Annotated in this window: 24 protein-coding genes; 8 read left to right on the forward strand and 16 right to left on the reverse strand. The window is 39.2% G+C overall.

The window, feature by feature from the left end; translation table 11 throughout:
• Positions 1 to 6: 6 nt before the first annotated feature.
• From NHH15_RS12700 to NHH15_RS12735, 8 genes are all read right to left on the reverse strand, one after another.
• Entirely contained in the window at positions 7 to 918 is a 912-nt protein-coding gene (locus NHH15_RS12700) for a ribonuclease Z (RefSeq protein WP_262067026.1), read from the reverse strand.
• Between the two features lie 24 nt (positions 919 to 942).
• Entirely contained in the window at positions 943 to 1,386 is a 444-nt protein-coding gene (gene rimI / locus NHH15_RS12705; protein WP_262067027.1) for a ribosomal protein S18-alanine N-acetyltransferase, read from the reverse strand.
• Positions 1,374 to 2,081: a tRNA (adenosine(37)-N6)-threonylcarbamoyltransferase complex dimerization subunit type 1 TsaB gene (gene tsaB, locus NHH15_RS12710; protein ID WP_262067028.1), complete on the reverse strand. Its 708-nt coding sequence runs from the start codon at positions 2,079 to 2,081 to the stop codon at positions 1,374 to 1,376. Before tsaB ends, rimI begins: the two co-directional genes overlap by 13 nt.
• On the reverse strand, positions 2,069 to 2,494 hold the full coding sequence (tsaE, locus tag NHH15_RS12715; RefSeq protein ID WP_262067029.1) for a tRNA (adenosine(37)-N6)-threonylcarbamoyltransferase complex ATPase subunit type 1 TsaE: 426 nt from the start codon (positions 2,492 to 2,494) through the stop codon (positions 2,069 to 2,071). The genes tsaB and tsaE overlap by 13 nt, the downstream gene beginning before the upstream one ends.
• A gap of 1 nt (position 2,495) precedes the next feature.
• Positions 2,496 to 3,014 (reverse strand): YcxB family protein, encoded by a 519-nt coding sequence (locus NHH15_RS12720; RefSeq protein WP_262067030.1) that lies wholly within the window; start codon positions 3,012 to 3,014, stop codon positions 2,496 to 2,498.
• 107 nt (positions 3,015 to 3,121) lie between these two features.
• Positions 3,122 to 3,667, reverse strand: a complete 546-nt coding sequence (locus NHH15_RS12725) for an NADPH-dependent FMN reductase (protein ID WP_262067031.1) — start codon at positions 3,665 to 3,667, stop codon at positions 3,122 to 3,124.
• Positions 3,668 to 3,758: 91 nt separating this feature from the next.
• On the reverse strand, positions 3,759 to 4,634 hold the full coding sequence (locus tag NHH15_RS12730; protein WP_262067032.1) for a YitT family protein: 876 nt from the start codon (positions 4,632 to 4,634) through the stop codon (positions 3,759 to 3,761).
• Positions 4,635 to 4,644: 10 nt separating this feature from the next.
• The gene (locus NHH15_RS12735; RefSeq protein WP_262067033.1) at positions 4,645 to 6,801 is read right to left on the reverse strand and encodes a Tex family protein; all 2,157 of its coding nucleotides are present in this window, start codon (positions 6,799 to 6,801) and stop codon (positions 4,645 to 4,647) included.
• 117 nt (positions 6,802 to 6,918) lie between these two features.
• Between NHH15_RS12735 and NHH15_RS12740 the strand changes: the two genes are divergently transcribed.
• The 5 genes from NHH15_RS12740 to NHH15_RS12760 all read left to right on the forward strand — a co-directional run bounded on the left by NHH15_RS12740 (position 6,919) and on the right by NHH15_RS12760 (position 10,469).
• Positions 6,919 to 7,506 (forward strand): TetR/AcrR family transcriptional regulator, encoded by a 588-nt coding sequence (locus NHH15_RS12740; RefSeq protein WP_262067034.1) that lies wholly within the window; start codon positions 6,919 to 6,921, stop codon positions 7,504 to 7,506.
• Positions 7,507 to 7,515: 9 nt separating this feature from the next.
• Entirely contained in the window at positions 7,516 to 8,433 is a 918-nt protein-coding gene (locus tag NHH15_RS12745) for a diacylglycerol/lipid kinase family protein (protein WP_262067035.1), read from the forward strand.
• A gap of 19 nt (positions 8,434 to 8,452) precedes the next feature.
• Positions 8,453 to 9,280, forward strand: coding sequence for a glycerophosphodiester phosphodiesterase family protein (locus NHH15_RS12750; protein WP_262067036.1), 828 nt, complete (start codon positions 8,453 to 8,455; stop codon positions 9,278 to 9,280).
• 83 nt (positions 9,281 to 9,363) lie between these two features.
• Positions 9,364 to 10,023 (forward strand): phosphatase PAP2 family protein, encoded by a 660-nt coding sequence (locus NHH15_RS12755; protein WP_262067037.1) that lies wholly within the window; start codon positions 9,364 to 9,366, stop codon positions 10,021 to 10,023.
• Between the two features lie 23 nt (positions 10,024 to 10,046).
• Positions 10,047 to 10,469 carry a bacteriohemerythrin gene (locus NHH15_RS12760; protein WP_262067038.1) on the forward strand — a complete coding sequence of 141 codons (423 nt, stop codon included), beginning with the start codon at positions 10,047 to 10,049 and terminating at the stop codon, positions 10,467 to 10,469.
• A 25-nt stretch (positions 10,470 to 10,494) separates the two neighbouring features.
• Here the strand turns inward: NHH15_RS12760 and mutY are convergent, their stop codons facing one another.
• From mutY to NHH15_RS12795, 7 genes are all read right to left on the reverse strand, one after another.
• Positions 10,495 to 12,222, reverse strand: coding sequence for an A/G-specific adenine glycosylase (gene mutY / locus NHH15_RS12765; protein WP_262067039.1), 1,728 nt, complete (start codon positions 12,220 to 12,222; stop codon positions 10,495 to 10,497).
• A complete protein-coding gene (locus NHH15_RS12770; protein ID WP_316044078.1) occupies positions 12,223 to 12,969 on the reverse strand; it encodes an amino acid ABC transporter ATP-binding protein in 747 nt (248 codons plus the stop codon). It abuts the gene before it with no gap.
• Complete coding sequence (locus NHH15_RS12775) at positions 12,959 to 13,651, reverse strand: amino acid ABC transporter permease (RefSeq protein WP_262067040.1); 693 nt, start codon at positions 13,649 to 13,651, stop codon at positions 12,959 to 12,961. The genes NHH15_RS12770 and NHH15_RS12775 overlap by 11 nt, the downstream gene beginning before the upstream one ends.
• Before the next feature lie 13 nt (positions 13,652 to 13,664).
• Entirely contained in the window at positions 13,665 to 14,399 is a 735-nt protein-coding gene (locus tag NHH15_RS12780; protein WP_262067041.1) for a basic amino acid ABC transporter substrate-binding protein, read from the reverse strand.
• Positions 14,400 to 14,489: 90 nt separating this feature from the next.
• On the reverse strand, positions 14,490 to 15,317 hold the full coding sequence (locus NHH15_RS12785; protein WP_262067042.1) for an undecaprenyl-diphosphate phosphatase: 828 nt from the start codon (positions 15,315 to 15,317) through the stop codon (positions 14,490 to 14,492).
• 12 nt (positions 15,318 to 15,329) lie between these two features.
• Positions 15,330 to 16,157: a Cof-type HAD-IIB family hydrolase gene (locus NHH15_RS12790; protein WP_262067043.1), complete on the reverse strand. Its 828-nt coding sequence runs from the start codon at positions 16,155 to 16,157 to the stop codon at positions 15,330 to 15,332.
• Positions 16,150 to 16,650 carry a hypothetical protein gene (locus NHH15_RS12795; RefSeq protein WP_262067044.1) on the reverse strand — a complete coding sequence of 167 codons (501 nt, stop codon included), beginning with the start codon at positions 16,648 to 16,650 and terminating at the stop codon, positions 16,150 to 16,152. Before NHH15_RS12795 ends, NHH15_RS12790 begins: the two co-directional genes overlap by 8 nt.
• Positions 16,651 to 16,757: 107 nt before the next feature.
• On the opposite strand from NHH15_RS12795, the gene NHH15_RS12800 reads away from it, so the two are divergent.
• The 3 genes from NHH15_RS12800 (at position 16,758) to NHH15_RS12810 (ending at position 19,832) form a co-directional block, all read left to right on the forward strand.
• Complete coding sequence (locus NHH15_RS12800) at positions 16,758 to 17,750, forward strand: cell wall hydrolase (RefSeq protein WP_262067045.1); 993 nt, start codon at positions 16,758 to 16,760, stop codon at positions 17,748 to 17,750.
• Positions 17,751 to 17,878: 128 nt separating this feature from the next.
• Positions 17,879 to 19,174, forward strand: a complete 1,296-nt coding sequence (eno, locus tag NHH15_RS12805) for a phosphopyruvate hydratase (protein WP_262067046.1) — start codon at positions 17,879 to 17,881, stop codon at positions 19,172 to 19,174.
• A gap of 10 nt (positions 19,175 to 19,184) precedes the next feature.
• Positions 19,185 to 19,832, forward strand: coding sequence for an HAD family hydrolase (locus NHH15_RS12810; protein ID WP_262067047.1), 648 nt, complete (start codon positions 19,185 to 19,187; stop codon positions 19,830 to 19,832).
• On the opposite strand, the gene NHH15_RS12815 is transcribed toward NHH15_RS12810, so the two are convergent.
• Positions 19,827 to 20,114: a NifU family protein gene (locus NHH15_RS12815; RefSeq protein ID WP_262067048.1), complete on the reverse strand. Its 288-nt coding sequence runs from the start codon at positions 20,112 to 20,114 to the stop codon at positions 19,827 to 19,829. The two genes, NHH15_RS12810 and NHH15_RS12815, sit on opposite strands and share 6 nt — an antisense overlap.
• Positions 20,115 to 20,272: the final 158 nt, after the last annotated feature.

Below are 20,272 nucleotides of genomic sequence, written 5' to 3' on the forward strand. Positions count from 1 at the left end.
TCTTTTCTAATCTTCTTCAAAAACTAAATTTATACTCCTGCCATCTTTTGATGCAATCGTATTTTTGAAAATATCTCTCACTTCGTCGATGTAATGTTCCGGTCTGTTCAACGAAGGACTGTAATGTGTCAGCCAAAGCTCTTTTACCCGAGCCTCTCTTGCAAGCCTTGCAGCCTCCTTCATTGTCATATGCTTATACTCTTTTGCTTTTTTTTCTTTCTCTGGTTCTCCGTACATTCCCTCACAAATAAAAAGGTCTGCATCCTTTGCATGCTCCACAATGGATTGGGTCGGTCTCGTATCGGTACAATAAGCAAGTTTAATCCCTTTTCGATCCGGTCCCAAAACCATATCTGGTGTATAGATTTTTCCTTCATCCTCCACCGTATTTTTATTTTGTAAAATTCCCCAGAAGTTTTTTGGAATACCATGACTCATAGCCTTTTCCACATCAAACTTCCCTGTCCGTTTAATTTCCATCGAATATCCATAACAAGTCACATTGTGACTTACTTTATACGCTTTTAAAATATATCCGTTTATTTCCAACTCAAAGGTTGGTTCTTTTATCTCAATATAACGAAGCTTAAAGGGAAGCTCTGGCGCAATTACCCGAAGCGACTCCACTACTTTTTCCAAGCCCCTTGGTCCAATCAACGTAAGATCTTCTGTGCGGTCTGCATTCCCCATTGTAAGCAAAAGGCCCGGCAGACCACTGATATGATCCCCATGGTAGTGGGTAAAGCAGATGACATCAATTGGCTTAAAACTCCATCCCTTTTCTTTGATTGCAATTTGCGTACCTTCCCCACAGTCAATCAACAAACTGCTGCCGTTGTAACGCACCATAAGCGACGTTAACCAACGATAGGGAAGAGGCATCATTCCTCCCGTTCCTAACAAACAAACTTCTAGCATAATCTACCTCTATCTATAAAATATTTATTTTCCTAATTCTCTACTCATTAATATTGCCGCTTCTTTGGGGTTATCATAGAAGTTCAGTCGAAGCCCATCCTTTAAAAATCCATAATCGGTGTAAAAAGAAATCCCTTCTTCATTGCTTTCCCGCACTTCCAGAAAAATCTTTCGAATCTCCCGATCCTCGGCTTTCGACTCCAGGCTTAAAAGAAGCTGGCTTGCCACCTTTTTTCTTCGATACTCATCTTTTACACAAAGGCGCATGATTTCACCTTCATCTCCACCAAAATATGCAATCACATATCCTATGATTTTTTCTTCATCGTAAGCCGCCAAAATGAGCGCTTCTTTTCTTTTGGAGGTGTCTTCAATTCCCTTCAAACTCCAGGCATCTGAAAAAGAAACTTTTTCCATGTCACAAATAGATACCAGTTCTTTTTCCCCCGGCTCTCTTATTTCCCACATGATTCTCTCTCCCTTCTTTCACGCTCCGCCTGAGATTCCCTTAAATAGTCTGGTCGAAAATCCTCTGGAGATACAATCTCACCTCGCTTTAGGTATTCAATCCCTAAACTTCCGTAAGACGCTGCTCTTTGACGATTGAGATGAGGCGGTGCAAAAGCATATTCCACTTTCAACCCTTCTTGTATACGTTCCCGGAACACCGGTACTCCATCTCCCAAAAAAACAACCTCATCACCAAGACCATTGAGTTTCTCAATCAAATCCACAATATCCATTGGACACTGAGGAAGCACTGTCTCAACTTCTTTTTCCATTCTGTAAATTCCGGTATAGACTTGACTCCTTCGTGCATCCATTATTGGACAGATTAACTTCTGACTGCCATATAGATTATAGGCAAGCCCTTCCAATGTAGGAATTGGTATGATCGGCTTATTTAAAGCAAGCCCCAATCCTTTTACAGTAGAGGCTCCAATTCGAAGTCCTGTAAAAGAGCCCGGACCTTTCGAAATTGCAATTCCATCCAAAGAATCCAAATCTAATTCCACCATTCTCTTCACTTCATCCAACATAGGAAGAAGAGTCAAAGAATGGGTTTTCTTGTAATTCACATTATATTCTGCTATGGTCATCTCATCTTCTACCAATGCAATGCCTGCCACCAGTGAAGAACTATCTATCCCTAATACTCGCACACTGTAACCCTCCGAAAATCAAATCCTTTGTCCAGTTCTTTTTCAATTCGTACCTTTGTGTAATGTTCTGGAAGTATATCTTCTATTAAGTTTCCCCATTCAATAAGAGAAACCCCATTGGAATAAATATACTCCTCAAACCCGATTTCGTCCATCTCTTCCACATCACCAATTCGATAGACGTCAAAATGATAGAAGGGCAAACGCCCTTCCTCATACACTTGAACAATTGTAAACGTAGGACTGGTAATCCCTTCATCTATCCCCAATCCTGCTGCAAAACCCTTGGTGAAAATTGTTTTGCCTACTCCTAAATCTCCCTCTAGTACAAATATGCTGCCTGGCTTTGCAGCCTTAGCCAAATTCTGTCCCAGCTCAAATGTTTCTCTTTCTTGATACGTTTCATAAACCATTTTATTTTCTCTTTCTATCTAACCTGTTTATCCGAACTGCCGGTGCCGGCATATTATGAAATATATAATCAACCACCTGTGTATAATCATCGCCCATTTGACTGACCGGCAAAATAATCGATTGCTTCTTTCCGTCAAAAAGCATTATGATTCCTTTACGGGATACAGCTTTTTTAAAAGCCTTCCATGATGCTTTTCCAGAGCCTCTGTTCGTCACTGTCTTAATTCCCTCATCTGAAAACTCATAGGAAACTGGTGCCTTCAACCCGTTAGAACTCCGCATCTGAGTAATGACCTTTCTTTTAATCATCATTGGAAAAATCACAAATATCAAAAGAATAAACACTCCAAAAATCAATGCCAAAGGGTAATCTCTCCTACTAAGAAATACGTATACCAAACCAATATTTATAATTCCCAGAACAATACATAAAATCCCTACGCCACCAGTAAATATTTGATACATCATAAAATCAACCATAGATTGCTCATCCAACTGAACCTTTATTTTTACAGACATTGTCAGAACCTCCCCTACGTTATTTAGGCAAATTATAACACAATGCACTTGAGATACACAAGAAAAAGCGCTTCGCACACACTGCGAAGCGCCAACTCTATACTTCATTAATCTAAAAATTTCAAGAATGCATCTTTTTGACGAATTAAATACTTCTCACTATTACCAAGCTCCAGCTTTCCATCTTTTAAAAGATTCATGGCATGGGGAATTGTAAGCCTTGGCACATTCATAATCTTTGCATCTAAAAAGGACAGCAATACCACAAGATGATCCTGAGAAAGAGCAGTTCCAGACATACCTGGTGTGATTCCGCTCAATGCTATTTTTTTGTTTCCTAAGACTTGTCCTTCCTCACTTGAAATCGGTCTGGACAGCCAGTCGATCAAATTTTTTAGCACTCCCGGAAAATAATGATTGTACTCCGGTGTGAAAATCCATACCCCATCTGCGGCTTTCACTTTATCCCTGACACGTTTTACTGCCTCTGGTGCAGGATACTCAATGTCTTGATTGAAAAGTGGAATATCACTAATATCAAGAATCTCAAATTCTGCTTCACTTTCAGTGATTTCTTTTGCCTTCATTGCAAGTTGTCTATTGAAGGAATCCTTTCGCAGAGATCCTACAATCGCAACGATTTTTTTACTCATAATAATTTCCCCTTTCTTTTCTGTCATCAATCTAGGTGTATTATACCATTGAAAAGTGGGGAAATACGGTATTTTAGAAAACTTTCACTTATTATGTCAAATCTTTATATTCAACTCTTTCCAGGCTAAACCCACGCCCCTTCACTTCATTAATCTGAGAAATCGTCACAAAGGCCTGAGGATCAATTTTGTAGATTAATTCATTTGCTCCGTAGAGTCGTCGGTTGTTTAATACACAAAGTACGCCCTTTTGCTCCTCATTACCATACCCAGTTTCAATATGCACCATGGTCGCTCCAACATTAATGTTTTTAAGAAGAGATTCCCTGATTGCCTCATACTCCTTCGAAATAATAAAAACCTGAATCTGGCTTTTCCCCAGAATAATAACTTTATTCAAGACAATTGTGCATAGTACAAGATTGACAATACCATAGAGTATCTGTTCAAAATCCGAAAAAGAAATTTGAAAAGCCAGCACCACAAAATCTACCACGTATAAAAGAATAGCCACTGGCCAATGAAACCATTTATTTAGAGCAAGAGCAATAATATCTGTTCCTCCTGTGGATGAGCCCACTCTAATTATCAAACCAATACCCACTCCTAATAATACGCCTCCATACACCACTGCCAAAAATTCACTTTCCACTCCTTGGGTAATCCTTGGTATACGTTGAAAAACAGATAAGAAAAATGGATATATAAACGTACTGGCAATAGTTGAAAGAGCAAACTTCTTTCCTAATACAAAGGCACCTAACGTAAATAAGCAGGCGTTAATCACTAAAATTACGAATGACAAATCAGCATTCAGATAATGATTAATGGTCAGACCAATTCCAGTTGCCCCTCCCATAATAATGCCTTTTGGAACAATAAATGCAGCAACACACAATGCTAAAATTGCATTTCCTGCTACGACTCCCAAAATCATCTCTGCTCGTTTGATCCATTTTCTTTTCATGGTTTTCCTCCTAGACAATACCTTTCATGGTAAGTGCAATACGTTTCTTTTTCATATCCACACTTAAAACCTTTACATCCACGATATCCCCAACACGAACCGCCTCCAAAGGATGTTTAATAAACTTTTTATCTGTAATTTCTGAAATGTGTACCAAACCATCCTGATGTACTCCAATATCTACAAACACGCCGAAGTCAATCACATTTCGAACGGTACCCTTTAGAATCATACCCTCTTTTAAATCCTTCATATCTAATACATCTGTGCGAAGAATCGGCTTTGGCATCTCATCTCTGGGATCACGTCCCGGTTTTTCCAGCTCTTTTACAATATCCCTCAGAGTAATTTCCCCAACTTCTAACTCCTCCGAAAGTTTCTTGTAATCCTTGATTGTCAGAGATAATCCCACCAGCTTTCCACCAGCAATATCCTCTTCTGTGAATCCTTGCTTCTGTAATAATTTCTTTGCTGCTTTATAGGTTTCTGGATGCACACTCGTTGTATCCAGTGGATTGTCTCCATCTTTGATTCGCATAAATCCTGCGCACTGCTCAAAAGCCTTCGGTCCAAGCTTTGCCACCTTCAACAGTTCTTTTCGATTATGAAACACTCCATTTTCATCTCGATAAGCAACAATGTTTTTCGCCAAAGTAGTATTAATCCCGGATATATAGGAGAGCAAAGACCATGAAGCAGTATTTAAATCCACTCCAACCTTATTCACACAATCCTCTACAACACCACTTAAAGTTTCACTAAGTTTTTTCTGATTCATATCATGCTGATATTGCCCAACGCCTATGGATTTCGGGTCAATTTTTACCAACTCAGCCAATGGGTCTTGTATACGTCTGGCAATACTTGTAGCACTTCTCTGTCCCACATCAAATTTGGGGAACTCTTCTGTCGCAAGCTTGCTGGCAGAATAAACGGAAGCCCCCGCTTCATTTACAATCACATAAGATACCTTTTGGGGAATTTCTTTTAATAAATCCACAATAATCTGTTCGGACTCTCTTGAAGCAGTTCCATTTCCCAAGGAAATAAGACTTACATTATATTTTTCAATAATCTTCTTTAACATATCCATGGAAGCCTGGATTTTCTTTGGTGTAGTTGGTTCTGTGGGATAAATAACCGTCGTGCCAATTACTTTTCCCGTAGGGTCTACCACTGCCAGTTTACATCCTGTACGAAATGCCGGATCCCATCCTAACACTGTTTTTCCAGCAATTGGAGGCTGCATCAAAAGCTGCTCTAAGTTTTTTCCAAAAACTTCTATCGCCCCATCCTCAGCTTTCTCTGTTAAGCTATTTCTGATTTCTCTTTCAATTGCTGGTCCGATTAATCTCTTATAGCTGTCTGCAATCGTATCCTTTAAGTGCCGGCTCAAATTTTCATTGGCTCCAAGGATGGTTTTCTTTTCCAGGTATCCGAGAATTTCCTCCACTGGTGCTTCAATTTTTACGGAAAGAAACTTTTCTTTTTCACCTCTGTTTAATGCTAAAATCCGATGACCTGCCAATTTCTTTACCGGCTCATCAAAATCATAATACATCTCATACACAGACTCTGCCTTTGGATCCTTTGCTTCAGAAATCAAAATCCCCTTATCCATGGTGCGCTTTCTGATATACTCTCTATAAGCCGGCTGGTCAGAGATTCCTTCTGCTACAATGTCCTTCGCTCCATTTATTGCATCCTCTATTGTGGCAACACCTTTTTCTTCATCCACATATGCTGCCCCTTCATCTTCCAAGGTCTTATCTGTCTTTTGAAGCAATAAAATATTTGCCAGAGGCTCCAGCCCCTTCTCTTTTGCAATCGTAGCTCTCGTTCTTTTCTTTGGCTTATACGGACGGTACAAATCCTCCACCCGGACCAGCGTATCTGCCTTTTCAATCTCAGCCTGAAGCTCTTCTGTCATCTTCCCTTGTTCTGTAATACTGGCAATGACAAGCGCTTTTCTTTCTTCTAAATTCCGAAGATAGTTCAGGCGTTCATGCAGCTTACGTAACTGTTCATCATCTAATGAACCCGTTTTTTCTTTCCTGTATCTGGCAATAAAGGGAATCGTATTCCCCTCATCAATCAATAAAACAGCGGCATCTACCTGCCACTTCTGTACGTTTAATTCACTCGTTATGATTTGATTAATATCCACTTTGTTTACGTCCTTTCTGTTTCTAAAACATCTCCATAATTATAGCTGATAATTTTGGTTTTTTCAACGAAAGTATGCTATACTAAAGTGATAATTTTATTGAAGGGACTCTGACAAATGAAAAGCAGACAACAACTAAAATCTGAAGAAACAAAAGAGAAGATTTTTCAAGCCGCTAAGCATATTTTACAGACAGAAGGTTACGAAAAACTCTCGATTAAAAATATCTGCGAGGAGGCCGGAGTTTCAAATGGGAGTTTCTATCATCATTTTCAAACAAAAGATGATTTGCTCTCCTATTACATCGAAAAACAACCGGTCATTAATCCGAATTTATTAGAACCACCCAGAACCTCAGATGACGTAAAATCCATGATTATCACGGTTTATCAAAATTACGTTGAATACTGTGAAAGTCTTGGTGTTTCCTTTATCTCAAATTTTTACACTCCCAAAAACCAATCTTTGAATCCTACAATACGTACAAAGCGTCCCTATCCTATCGTAACCGTAGAAGAATATCTTAAGAAGGCTGTGGACAGCAATACAATTCGTTTGAAATATTCTTTAGAAGAAGTAACAACGGATATTCGCATGTTGGTAATTGGAAATGTTTTTGAGTGGTGTCTAAAAAATGGTGACGCGAAATTCTCCGAAAACATGGAACGCTCACTTCATCTATACCTTGACGGACTCTTTATCTAGGAGGAATTTATGTATCATTTTATTGTAAATCCAAACGCACGCTCTGGGTTGGGAAAAGATACCTGGAATACCATTGAGCGGGTTCTGGTAGACAAGAATGTAGACTATCAAGTCTATGAAACAAAATATCAGCGCCACGCTACTGCAATTTCCAGAAAAATCACGGAACAAGAAGGCATCCATAACATCATTGTTTTAGGTGGTGATGGTACTGTAAATGAGGTTGTGAATGGGATTTTTGATCTTGAAAGAGTAATCCTGGGATATGTGCCCATTGGTTCCAGCAACGATTTTGCAAGAGGTCTTTCTCTTTCTCAAAACCCACTAGAAGCTTTAGCTGGGATTTTAAATCCGAAGGAATGTGTTCCTATTAATGTTGGGATTATTGGCTATGGAAATCAAAAAAGACGCCGATTCTGCGTCAGCTCTGGCCTTGGATTTGACGCGGCTGTTTGCCATCAGATTGTTGTCTCTCATTTAAAAACTTTTTTTAATAAAATTAAACTGGGAAAATTAGCTTACGCCGGTGTTGCCCTTCAACAGTTGATTAAAGCAAAACCTTCCTCTATGAGTATTACAGTGGACGGAAAAACCACAAAATATGAGAAAGTCCTGTTTGCTGCTGCCATGAATTTGAAGTATGAGGGTGGCGGATTTATGTTTGCTCCAAAGGCTGTTGTCAATGACTCTATACTAAACATTGTGATTGCCCACAATCTTCCCAAGTTAAAAATCTTGCTTTTACTTCCGCTGGCATACAGAGGCCTCCATACACATTTTAAAGGCATCTCTATTCTGGAAGGAAAAAATATTATAATCAATAGCGAAGTACCTCTTCCCATTCACACTGATGGTGAACCCATTTTTTTACACAATAAAATTCATGTGACCTTAGAAGGAAAGACACTTCGCGTTGTAAAACGTTAATACAAAGGATGTGCTGCTCATGATACTTACAATTATTTTACTTTTGATTTTTATAATCAGTCTCTATTTGTTTTTAATCTTTCCCAGGTTTTCAAAAAAGGAAGAGATGAAACAATATATAGGCGAAAAATTTGCCCACCGTGGTTACCACAACATACATAAGGGGATTCCGGAAAATTCCATGGCTGCTTTTTCCAATGCCATATCAAACCATTATGGAATTGAGTTAGATGTCCAGATGACACGAGATAAAGAGGTTGTGGTTTTTCATGATGATTCCTTGAAAAGAATCTGCAATGCTGACGGATTTGTAAAGGACTACTCCTATGAGGAACTTCGACAATTCAGTCTTGCCAGAACCGGTATGAAAATTCCTCTTTTAAGAGATGTCCTGACTCTCGTAGATGGTAAGGTTCCTCTTCTGATTGAAATTAAAATGCCAAATAACAACTACCGCCTTTGCAGGGAAACCTATCGATTGTTAAAAACCTATACGGGGCCTTATTTAATACAAAGCTTTAATCCTCTCGTTCTTTATTGGTTCAAGAAGAATGCCAGCGAGGTTTTAAGGGGACAGCTTTCCTCTCACCGATTTGAGCGGAAGGATTCCGAGAAATTTGTTCACCGCTTCTCTCTCACCCACCTTTTGTCAAATTTCATAGGACGGCCAGATTTTATATCTTATCAGTTTCCAGGAACAGAGACGCTTACAAATGTACTGCTGTTTCGTGTTTTACATTTACCCTATGGAGTTTGGACCTTGCGCACGGATAAGGATATTTCCTACGGAAAAACCCACTATTCTATGATTATTTTTGAAGACCCTGATATTCTGAAGAATTCATGAACTTTCTTGTTGCGCCCTTGCTTTCGTGTTATACTTCCTTTAATGATTTGTAACTCATTAGGAAATGCAAGGAGTGATGTCTTATGAAATTCAGTAAGTTAAAACACAGTTGGGTCTTACTTTATTTTTTTATTTATATGCCCTGGTTTATTTACCTTGAAGAACGAGAAAATACAACAAACCATTATATTATTCATTCACCTTTAGATGATTCAATACCTTTTATTGAGTATTTTATCATCCCCTATATGCTATGGTTTGCATTCATTGCATTTTTTTCCATTTACTTTATGTTTACAGATACCAAAGCCTTCTATAGCCTGGCCGGCTTTTTGATTATTGGAATGACTGCCTTTTTAGTGATTTCCACCTTTTTTCCAACTGCCTTGGAGTTAAGACCGTATTACTTTGAACGGGATAATATTTTTGTTGACATGGTGCGGTGTCTTTACCGAACAGATACACCGACCAATGTGTTACCAAGTATTCATGTTTTCAACACCTTAGGTGTCTGTATTGCAGTAAAACGATGCAGTAAATTAAAATCACACATCTATATCAAAGGAATTACTTATGGACTGTCCATTTTGATTATATTATCAACCATGTTCTTGAAACAACATTCAGTTACAGATGTAATTGCGGCTTTTGTCCTGGCTGGAGTTGTGTATCAGTTTGTTTATGCACGACAGGATAAAAAAGCACCAAATATGTCGCAGCACCCTGTACTGTATGAAAAATAAAAAATGAATAGGAGGACGTTATTATGTATGCAGAGTTTACCGAAGAATTAGTTACCGGAAATGAAATGATTGACGAACAGCACAAAGAGCTGATTGGTCGAATCAACAAGCTACAGCACAGCCTGGATCAGGGGAATGAAAAGATTGTTGCAGTTAATACGTTGGATTATTTATCAGATTACGTTGTTTTTCACTTTAATGCGGAGGAAAAACTGCAGGAAGATATTGCCTATCCCAATATCGACACACACAAAGCCCAACATTCTATGTTTAAACAAACCATTAAAGAGCTGCAGGAAATGTTAGCAGATCAAGAAGGACCTTCTGATGACTTTGTCAAAAAAGTAGATGAAAATGTAGCGGAATGGTTCCTAAAACACATTCAGTCCTTTGACCGTTCTGTCGCAGAGTACAAAAATATGAAAATGGACTCAGAATTATTATAAAGAAGTACCTCAGATGGATTCGATTTCAATCACATCTGAGGTACTTTTTAAATGCCGTCGGAAACGCATATTTCTCGTCAATCTCCTCTGGCAATACAAATATATAATCCTCACCCCGATAATCTGCAAGTGAATCAACTCGAACATCATAACCTATCATCTGCCATTCAATATGCGAGAAAACGTGTTTTGATTCCGGAAGCTTCTTTAAATGCAAGGGAGCAAAACTCTTTTTCTTTAGAAACTCTAAAACCTCACTCTCTGTTAAATGCTCTTCTACATTTGGATATTCGTAAAGCCCTGCCAGCAGACCTGTCTTTGGTCTTTTTCGGATTGCAATACGTTCTCCATCCCGAATCATAAAAATTGTCTTTAACTCAATTTTTCTTTTTTCCTTCTTTCCCTTCTTAGGATAGGAGGAAATCTCATCCCTGATATAGGCTTTACACAGCGTATTGAGCGGACATTCCTGGCATTTAGGTTCGCCATTGGGAAGGCATACAATTGCCCCCAGTTCAATAAGCCCCTGGTTAAAGTCCGAGGCAGCATTCTGAGGAACAACCGGCTTTAATAGTTCTTCCATCTTTTTCTTTGTTGCTGGCATATTGATTTCGTCCTCCAGCATTAAAACTCTGGAAAGAACTCTTAGTACATTTCCATCCACTGCCGGGTAAGGAAGATGAAAAGCAAGAGAGGCAATTGCCCCCGCTGTATAGCTCCCTACTCCTTTTAACTTCTGCAGCTCTTTATAGTCATGAGGAAATTCTCCTTGATATTCTCGTAAAATCTGCAAGGATGCCTTCTGCATATTTCGTACACGGCTGTAATATCCTAAGCCCTCCCATAACTTCAAAAGTTCTTCTTCCTTGGCCTCTGCAAGGCTTTCAATTGTCGGAAGTTTTTCCAGAAACCTCTTATAATACGCCTTTACTACCTCAACCCGGGTCTGCTGCAGCATAATTTCGGATATCCATATATGATAAGGTGTAGGATCCTTTCTCCAAGGTAAATCCCTCTTATTCTTCCGGTACCAGGGGATGAGTTTTCCCGGCATCTCATATAAAGCCTGCTCTTCTAAAACCACCTTTACCGACTGATTAATTTGCAATGAATCCCGCTCTACCCTACAGTCATACGCCAATACATGTACCCCTTCTTTTGCCGCTTCCTTAAGCCCCTCGGCAAACTCCCGGTGAGTATCGTAATTTGGTACAAAGTAAGAAACGCCCTGCATCTGAATCACAAGGATAACATAAGTCTCATATCCTTGTTTGGATGCACGGGCAAGTTCTTGTACGTGTTTTACAGCCCGTATGCTTGGTGCATCGGGGAAAAGAACCACCGAATCCCGTTCCAGCGTTACTCCTTTTACCTCAATTAAAACCTTTTGGCTTTTCGTTTCAAGATAAAAATCAAATCGTGAAGATCCATAGGTATATTCTGGTTTCAAAAGTGTCACATCCTTAAAAAGACCACCTTCTGAAATCCATTCCTTCACCACCTGATTCGGTGCTTGGGAGTCCATGTTTATTAACCGCTTTCCTTTTTGAACTGCTATCAAATCCCACTTGGTTTTCCGGTTGGGATTTTGAGACGGCTCTAAAAAAACTTCCACGCCTTCAATAAGCAGCTCTTTGCATCTTCCGGTGTTTTTCACATGAACAACTTCTTCTTTTCCGCCAATATAAACATGGGCGATAAATCGATTTATTCTTTTGATAAAAATTCCTGTAATGATTTCTCTATATTTCATTTATAATACTTTTGATAGAAATTCCTGAAGTCTTGTGTCCTTTGGATTTTCAAAAAACTCTTTTGGAGATGCTTGTTCCCTGATTACTCCTTCATCCATAAAAATGACACGGTTCGCCACTTCTTTAGCAAAGCCCATTTCGTGAGTAACAACTACCATTGTCATCCCTTCCCGGGCAAGGGTCTTCATAATTTCTAATACCTCTCCAACCATTTCTGGATCCAATGCCGATGTTGGCTCATCAAAAAGCATAACATCCGGATCCATCGCAAGAGCTCTTACAATTGCGATTCTTTGTTTTTGTCCCCCTGACAATTTTGAAGGATAAGTATTTGCCTTATCTGGCAATCCCACCATTTCCAACAGCTCCATAGCACGCTTTTTCCCGTCCACTTCCTTTATCCCCTTAAGCTTAATCGGAGCCAGCGTAATATTTTCCATCACTGTTTTATGAGGAAAAAGATTAAAGTGTTGAAACACCATCCCCATCCTTTGTCTATGACGATTAATATCGACTTTTTTGTCTGTAATATCAATTCCTTCAAATAAAATACGCCCCTTGTCAGGTACTTCTAATAGATTCAAAGAACGAAGAAATGTAGACTTTCCAGAACCTGAAGGTCCAACAATTACCACAACTTCACCCTTTCGTATTTCTTCTGAGATGCCATTTACTGCGTGGAGCTCTCCAAAAACTTTATGTAAATCTTCTACTTTTATAATTACTTCACCTTTATTAGTGGTCACTGCTTCTCAACCTCCTTTCCAGGATGCTTACAAGCTTTGTAAAGATCAAGATAAGAATCAAGTAAATAATTGCCACCGTAATTAATGAGGTAAAGGCATCATAGGTCTGACTTCTTATAATATCTCCCGATTTTGTCAAATCTTGTAACGCGATATATCCAGCAACAGATGTCTCTTTTAAAAGCACAATAAATTCATTTCCTAATGCTGGCAATACATTTTTAAAGGCTTGAGGTATGATAATATAGCGCATAGTCTGTGCATAGGTAAAGCCCAGACTTCTTCCTGCTTCAAACTGACCTTGTGATATGGACATAATCCCGGAACGGAAAATTTCTGCCACATATGCACCTGAATTTAATCCGAAAGCCATAACTGCTACGAACACTTTCCCTACAGGAGCGCTGGCAAATACCACATAATAAATAATCATAAGCTGTACAACCACTGGTGTTCCCCGTACCACTGTAAGATACAAATTACAAATCACATTTGCAATTTTCATTTTGCCCGTCTTGTCATGGGTTGATCGAATTGCTGCCACCAAAAATCCAATTAAAATTCCAATAAGAACAGCAAAGAAGGTCACCTGCAAGGTGACCCCAAAGCCGTCCAGTATATACTTATACCGATCTTTATAAATCAGGGTTTTATATAATTTATCACTTATATTACTGAACATTGTTTTTCCCTATCTACTTTTCTGCACTAATATACTTGGCAATAATTTCATCTAAAGTTCCATTTTCTTTCAATGTTTTCAATGCTGCATTGATATCATCTACAAGCTCATCATTGTCTTTTGCTACAGCAATTGCATAATCTTCTTCTGTAAATGCTTCGTCCAAAATAACAAGACCCTCTGCTTCCTCTAAAAATCTCTTTGCCGGCTCATTATCAATGATTACTGCTTCTACCTTGTCTTGTAATACAGATTGAACTGCTTCAAATCCTTTACTGTATCGTTCAATTTCTGCATCCTTAATATCTCCTGCATAAATGTCTCCAGTCGTACCAAGCTGAACTCCGATTTTTGCTCCTTCTAAATCATCTGGAGACTGAATTGAACTGCCTTCCTTTACGATAATTACCTGTGAAGCATGGGCATAAGTATCCGTAAAGTTTACGTTTTCTTTTCGTTCTTCTGTAACGGTCATTCCAGCTGCACCAATATCAGCTTTTCCTGAGGTTACTGCTGCAATGATAGAGTCAAAGGCCATATCCTCAATCTTTAACTCAAGGCCTAATTCCTTTGCTACCGCCTCTGCTATCTCTGCGTCAATTCCTACAATTTTATCTCCATCATAGTATTCATATGGTGGGAATTCTGCATTTGTTGCCATTACCAATGTTGTCTTTTCTTTTTTTCCGCATGCTGCTAATGAAAGCATCAATACAGCAATTAATAGTACACTAAATCCTCTTTTCATTTTACGTTCTCCTTCAATAACTTTTTCCAAACTGTATAAATATACAATATCCTTTATATCTTATCATATTCCTAATAAATTTGAAAGTATTTATCCAATGATTAATTTCGCTAACATTGATAAAATAATCAGGATACCCAATACAATTCGATACCACCCAAAAACTTTAAAGTCATGGTTTTTAATGTATTGCATCAGGAACTTAATTGCGAAAACAGAAATTCCAAAGGATACCAGACATCCTAAGATTAATAGTCCAAATTCTTTTCCGGAAAAATGAAGGCCAAATTTTAACAGCTTTAAGAAGCTTGCGCCAAACATAACTGGAATCGCCAGGAAAAAAGTGAATTCCGCCGCCACACTTCTTGATACACCAATGATTAATGCCCCGATAATGGTTGCCCCTGACCGGGAGGTTCCGGGAATTAATGCAAGCATTTGAAAGAATCCAATCCATAAAAGCATTTGAATATTTAACTGTGAAATAGAGTGTACACGTACTTCTTGATTTACATTTCTGTTCTCAATTACAATGAAAAGTACACCGTATACAACAAGCATTATTGCCACAACACCTGGGCGGTAAAAAATCTTATCGATTACATCATCAAATAGTACACCAATAATTCCTGCAGGAACACATGCAATTAAAACCTTTACCCAGATTTGCCAGGTCATCAGCTTTTGCTTCTTATTTTTCTTCGGCGAGAAGGGATTCAATTTATGAAAATACAAAACCACAACTGCCATAATGGCACCAAGCTGGATGACAACATTAAACATTTCCATAAATTGTTTTGACAGATTTGGGCTCAACAAATCTCCTACCAAAATCAAATGACCGGTACTGCTGACTGGGAGCCACTCTGTAACCCCCTCCACAATCCCAAGTATTATTACCTTTATAATATCAAGCATCTTGACTCTCCTTTATTCCTCAAAATATTTTTTGATAGCTTCAGCCACCCCTTCTTCTTCATTTGTGCCTGTCACGTAATCTGCTGCTTCCTTTGCTACTGCCACACCATTTCCCATAGCAATGCCAATCCCTGCCATTTCAAGCATCTCTACGTCGTTGTCTCCGTCCCCAAAGGTCATAACCTCTTCTGGCTCTATTCCTAACATTTTAACCATATCCATCAAGATAGTTCCCTTGTTTACGCTTCTTAAATTGATTTCAATGTTACTTTCTAAGGCCGCAGTCATTTTTATTTCCTTTATCTCAGAAAGCTCCCTTACTGCCTTCTCCCTTAGCTCTAGGTCATTGAACAGACCTTGTATCTTATCTAAGTCCCGGCCTTCTTCACGAAATTTTCCCATAATACTCTTAACGGGCTTTCTTGTATCTAGAAAGTACTGAATAATCGCTGGACTCATATTATAGCTCTTGATTTTCTTCTGCTCTTCTTCTTCCACAAATCCAACACCATCGTAATAAATTTCTTTGATACAATCATATTTCAACAAAATGTTTAGAACTCTTTCGCAAACGGCTTCCGGAATTAATTCCTCTCGAATGAAAGCATCTTTTTCCTTATCAAAAACACGAGCCCCGTTAGCTGAAATAATGTAGCGTACCCCTCTCAAATTCATGACCTCTTTCGGAATCCCGCTCATAGGTCTTCCTGTAGTAGGCATGAGGCATATCCCTTTATCCGCTAACCCCTCAAGAGATGTCATCGTTTTTTCACTTACCTCTTTTTTTTCCGTCAGCAAAGTACCATCCAAGTCAAATGCTACAAGTTTAATCTTATTCATAAACTCTTATCTCTCCTTCTTCCTTCAAATAAATAAAAAGAACCTCACTGATTTTCTCCATTCCCGAAGCAATTGCTCTTTTTCCATGATCCACCATTTGCTCCACCACCGATGGGTTTGATTTCGGTGCAAAAAGAAGTGTCTCCTTCGTAGGCACCATTAGAATCAAGTCATCTTCTAATTTATCAGCACACATCTTCCAAATCGACTTAAAACAAAGGGCACTGGACTCATATTGGTTATCGGCTAAAACTGCAAAAGCCCCATACATCGTATTTGCTATCACAAATTCGACTTCTTTCGCCATCACCTGGCATGCTTCATCATAGACCTCTAAAACATCCCTGCCCTGCAAGTCAATCTCTTTTAAAAGACTTTCTATCCCTTTCTCATCACGCTCAATAAATCCGATTTCAAGTACTCCCAAAAAATCCAAAACTGGGGTGTCTTCTATATTAAAATAACCTTTTCCTCTAATGATTGGATAAATCACGTCCACCTTCTTTCTTACGCATTACGTTCATTTTAGCAAATCTTGCTTTATAAAGCAATTTATAGTATAATATCTGAGCATTCGCACTTGAGAAAGGATATAAGATTATGAGTTTGAAAGGAAAACTATTTTCCGGTTTATCAGCTATTACCCTTGCATTTGTCTTGCTGGTTGTTGGTACCATACCCATGGATGTTCGCGCATCCGAGGAACTGGAAAAGAAAGTAGAAGACCTTGATTCACAGGTTGCTGCTTTAAAACAAAATCTATCTGATACTTCTGCAAATATTGAAGACATAAATTCTCAGATCGAACAGGCAAAACTTGACTTAGCCTCCGCTAAGCTTAGCGAAGACAGGCATTACGAGTCAATGAAATCACGAATTCGGTTTATGTATGAAGGTGGTACACACGCCCTCTTGGAAACCTTATTCGCCTCTCAAAGCATGGCCGATTTTCTGGCAAATGCTGAATATGTTACAACAATAACAGAATACGACCGTGATATGCTTGAAGAATTTCAAGCCATACGAACAAACGTTGTCGAAAAAGAAAAAGAACTGAAAGAGAAGCAGGATTCCCTGTCGGATTCACAAAAAGCACTTACGGAACAAATTGCTTCTGCTGAAGGTCAACTCACAGAATATAAGAATAAACTTGCTGAAGAGCTTGAACGTGCTCGCGCTGCAGCCGTTGCAGCTGAGATTGCAAAAAATTCCTCTGTCGTTGAAGTCAGTAACTCAGGAGAGCCCATTGTAGTTCCTGTAGAGGAGCTCACCTTATTCGCTGCAATCCTGGAGGCCGAGGCAGGTTCAAATTATGAAGGCTGCTTGGCAGTTGCTACAATTATTATGAACCGCGTAGAAAGTCCTCGCTATCCTAACTCTATTACAGAGGTTGTTTATCAATCAGGCCAGTTTTCTCCAACCTGGAACGGAGCACTTGATCGGATTCTTGGTAAGGGTCCTGTAGAAACTTGTTTCTCTGTTGCCTCAGATACTTTAGCCGGTGCAAGACATCAATCCGTGCTTGGTATGTATCAATTTCGTACAGAAGGATATGCCACCGGAATTACCATCGGTGGAAATACATTTTTTTAATACAGAATGCAAACGAAGGCCAGCCATTTTTATGGTTGGTATTTGTTTATCTTGAAAAGTTCTGCAAAGAGAGTTATTATGAGGTAGTAATAACTAACTAACTAACTTGGTTGTAAGGAGGAATTTAAATGAACTATTTAGCAATTGAAAAGGTAATTGGCAGAGAAATCATTGACTCAAGAGGAAATCCAACTGTTGAAGCAGAGGTTCATCTCAATGATGGAACAGTAGGATTTGGTGCTGCTCCAAGTGGTGCTTCCACTGGTGTATTTGAGGCTCTTGAGTTAAGAGACAAGGATCCTTTAAAATTCGGTGGTAAAGGGGTTCAAAAGGCCGTAGATAATATAAATACCAAAATCAATGACCTGCTTGTTGGTGTAGACCCTTGTGATCTTTATAAAGTAGATAAGCTGATGATTGATGCAGATGGTACCAAGGATAAGTCCAATCTGGGCGCAAATGGAATTTTAGCTGTATCAATTGCAGCTGCCAGAGCGGCTTCCCTTGCTCTTGATATCCCATTGTACCGTTTCTTAGGTGGCGTAAACGGAAACCAGCTGCCAGTACCTATGATGAATATTTTAAACGGAGGAGCTCACGCAAGTAATACCGTTGATGTTCAGGAGTTTATGATTATGCCTGCAGGGGCTAAGAGTTTTAAAGAAGGTTTAAGATGGTGTACTGAGGTATTCCATGCCCTTGCTGCATTACTAAAAGAAAGAGGACTTACAACTTCCGTAGGAGATGAAGGGGGATTTGCTCCGAACTTAGAGAGTGATGAAAAAGCCATTGAGTGTATTCTGGAAGCAATTGAAAAAGCTGGCTATAAACCAGGCAGTGACTTTGTTCTTGCAATGGATGCTGCCTCCAGTGAATGGAAAAGCGATCAGGTGGGCGAATATATTTTACCAAAATCCGGCAAAAAATTCACTTCCAAAGAACTTGTTGAGCATTGGAAGAGCCTTTGTGACAAGTATCCAATTTATTCCATCGAGGATGGATTAGATGAAGAGGATTGGGAAGGTTGGAAATATATGACGGAAGTTCTTGGAAACCGTGTCCAGCTTGTAGGAGACGATTTATTCGTTACCAACACGAACCGTTTGGAAAAAGGAATTCAAGAACACTGTGGTAATTCCATCTTGATTAAACTGAACCAAATTGGTTCTGTAACCGAAACTTTAGATGCAATTAAAATGGCTCATAAAGCTGGGTTTACCAGTATTGTTTCTCACCGATCCGGTGAAACAGAGGACACCACAATTGCGGATTTGGCTGTCGCTCTTAATTCCGGACAAATCAAAACAGGAGCCCCAAGCAGAAGTGAACGTGTGGCAAAATACAACCAGCTTCTCCGCATCGAAGAAATGCTTGGTGATTCTGCTGCTTATCCAGGAATGAACGCTTTCAATATTAAAAAATAAGAGGTTTCTTATGATTCAAGGACTTGTGTTTGATTTAGACGGTCTTTTGTTTGACTCTGAACGAGTTGTACAAAGAGCCTGGAATCTGGCTGGGGAGGCTTTAAGCCTTCCCGGTATAGGTTCTCATATTTACCATACAATTGGACTAAACGTCAAAGGACGGGAGGAGTATTTCAGAGAAAATATTTCTTCCGATTTTCCAATGGATGAATTTTCTTCCCTTACGCGAGAAGCCTTTTATCAGATTATGGAAAAAGAAGGTATTCCTCTTAAGCCAGGAGCGAAAGAGCTTCTTTCCTATGCCCAAAACAACCATTTTAAAATTGCTCTTGCCACTTCCTCCCGGCGAGCCCATGCTCTACATCTGTTGGAAACCCAGGGGATTAACCATTACTTCGATGCACAGGTGTTTGGAGATATGGTACAACGTTCAAAGCCTGATCCTGAAATCTATCAAATTGCCTGCAAACTAATTGAAGCACCCCCCAGCACATGTTTTGCATTGGAGGATGCTCCAAATGGGATACGTTCTGCCTTTGCTGCAGGGCTAAAACCTGTTATGATTCCAGACCTTGTAACTCCTACGCCAGAAATTACAGCAATGACCTTTTCCGTTCTCCCATCTCTTTATGATGTTATTGAATTATTAAAATTATAAATGTCGTTTTTTCATTAAACGCCGTGCTTCTTCCAGAAGCTCATCACTGACTCCCATCTCAAGAACCACTCTCTCTAAGCTTGGAAATGCCTCCTTTAGATTCGCTTCCACCACCTGTTCGGTTGTCAAATCAGCAGAAGGACATCCGCTGCACTGCCCGGTAAATCGCACATATAGCACTGTTCCCTCAAGTCTTTCGATTTGGATATTTCCATTATGTAAGGCCAATTCAGGACGCACCTTGCGATCCAATACCTCTTCAATCTCCTCAACATTTAACATCTTAACTAAACTCCTTCATCTTCTTAATTTGTCCACACTACCTTTCTAGTATATATCCATCGACAAATTTTTACAATGTCTCTTCACGTGATTGAATTGCTTGTGTCAGCATTGGAACAATCTTACTGTAGTCTCCTACAATTCCATAGTCTGCTACA

This window comes from Aequitasia blattaphilus, assembly GCF_024721305.1.
Taxonomy (GTDB): domain Bacteria; phylum Bacillota; class Clostridia; order Lachnospirales; family Lachnospiraceae; genus Aequitasia; species Aequitasia blattaphila.